3 protein-coding genes are annotated in these 1674 nt (G+C 34.2%); all 3 read right to left on the bottom strand.

Going from position 1 to position 1674, the window contains the following annotated elements:
• Positions 1–49: 49 nt before the first annotated feature.
• On the bottom strand, positions 50–376 hold the full coding sequence (locus tag QZ334_RS08295) for a type II toxin-antitoxin system RelE/ParE family toxin (RefSeq protein ID WP_005387474.1): 327 nt from the start codon (positions 374–376) through the stop codon (positions 50–52).
• A 4-nt stretch (positions 377–380) separates the two neighbouring features.
• Positions 381–662 (bottom strand): type II toxin-antitoxin system Phd/YefM family antitoxin, encoded by a 282-nt coding sequence (locus QZ334_RS08290; RefSeq protein WP_005387475.1) that lies wholly within the window; start codon positions 660–662, stop codon positions 381–383.
• 234 nt (positions 663–896) lie between these two features.
• Positions 897–1553, bottom strand: coding sequence for an NAD(P)H-binding protein (locus QZ334_RS08285; RefSeq protein WP_005387476.1), 657 nt, complete (start codon positions 1551–1553; stop codon positions 897–899).
• Positions 1554–1674: the final 121 nt, after the last annotated feature.

Below are 1674 nucleotides of genomic sequence, written 5' to 3'. Positions count from 1 at the left end.
ATTTGAATGGTTATTTTGTTATTGAAAAAGTATTGAATAAGGTGAAACGTTATAATCCATTTAGTATATTTACATAATCTTGTCGTTGATCAAGTATAGAGATTAAATAAATTGTTTTTGTTTCCTCTACAACTGTGTAGAAAATGATAAGTTTTTCTAAAATTAACATTCGAAAGTCGCTGTCATTAAGTGCTCTAATTTTAGGTTTAGCCCCCATATATGGATGGTTCATAAGATTTGAAATCGAATTTTGAATATTTTCTTTGACTTGTATAGCTGTTTCTTTTGAAAACTGCATAGCTATATAAAGTATTTGCTGATGTAGCTCTTTATTGAACTTTTCCGTAGGAATGATTGTGTAGGTTTGGGTTTTCATAGAGTTACCCCATTTGATCTAGCATTTTATCAATACTGCTGAAGGTTTCATCAAGTGTAGTGGTGCGACCTTGAATGATATCGTTTTGCCCTTCTACAAGAGAGGATAGTAATTCTATTTTTGACTTTAACATATTATATGTATTATAGCCGAGACTTACGGTATCTCCACGACCATTTACAGTAATAATGGCAGCCTCATCTTTAAGTTGTAAGGATTTAGAAATTTCAGGATACTTATTTCGTAAATCAGAGGATGGACGAATTGTTTCGCGTAATATTCCCATAGTTATCTCCTTATAATTTTAAAAGTGTTAGTTCATTATTTATATACTGTAATTATATCATTTAAACGATATAATTACAGTATATAAATATATATGAGATATTTAATTCAAATAGGGTTAACTAGATACTTTAATCATAAATGATATATAAAAAGACCATCTTCAAGCGCATTGAAGATAGTCTTGTATTGGTATATAGTATTTTCTCTTTTTTACTAAATATTCATTTATATATTAGTGAAAGCTTGGTTTGTCGTAGTGTGTGCCTGGTTCGCCAATACCGATGCTTGCACGGTGGAATGGTGTTTCATCATCTACATGTAAGATGTCGAAGATAGCTTTTACTACAGCTTCTCGTGTAACTTGGGCATCGTTAAATTGAACGCCTTCAGGAATGAGCTCATAATTTGTATTTTCTGGATCATTGTAGAGCCATGTGAGGCGCAAGATTGTGTAGTTTAAGTTGGATTCGCGCAACACATTGCGTGCTTGACGTTCGCCTTGTACATAGCTAATAGGCAAGCTGTCGAAGGTCCATTTTTCAAGTGCTGCAGGGAATTCGCCAGAAAGACCAGCCATAGAAAGACCGATAACACGGCGTACGTTTTTACGGCTCAATGCTTTCACAATAGCCGCCATATCGCTGCCAGACTCCATAGCGCCTACAAATACGATCTCTGCATTTGTTACCGCTTCCTCTAATTTAGCAGGATTTTGGAAAGAACCCTCGATGACAGTAACCCGTTCATGTTCTAAAATTTCTGGATGTAAACGAGTACTCAATTGGCGACCATATAATGTAAGGTGCATATCTGTATATGTTAATAATGTAGCAGTCAACTTTTGTGCAATTTGGCCAGCGGCCCCTAAAATTGTAATATATTTGTACATATAGACCTCCTATGTCCTAGGCATAAGTATTTGTATGCATTATATCACAACTATATGACGAGAAAGTGAGAATAACAATTTAATTAATAGCTCGAATTTCTTTTGTTGTTATAAGATACTC

Source organism: Veillonella sp., from assembly GCF_019414865.1.
Lineage (GTDB): Bacteria > Bacillota > Negativicutes > Veillonellales > Veillonellaceae > Veillonella.
This window is presented reverse-complemented; position numbering and strand designations above follow the sequence as displayed.

Excerpts from the sequence above, each read along its gene's own strand:
- QZ334_RS08290 (WP_005387475.1), bottom strand. The coding sequence starts at position 662 with ATGGGAATATTACGCGAAACAATTCGTCCATCCTCTGATTTACGAAAT.
- QZ334_RS08295 (WP_005387474.1), bottom strand. The coding sequence starts at position 376 with ATGAAAACCCAAACCTACACAATCATTCCTACGGAAAAGTTCAATAAA.
- QZ334_RS08285 (WP_005387476.1), bottom strand. The coding sequence starts at position 1,553 with ATGTACAAATATATTACAATTTTAGGGGCCGCTGGCCAAATTGCACAA.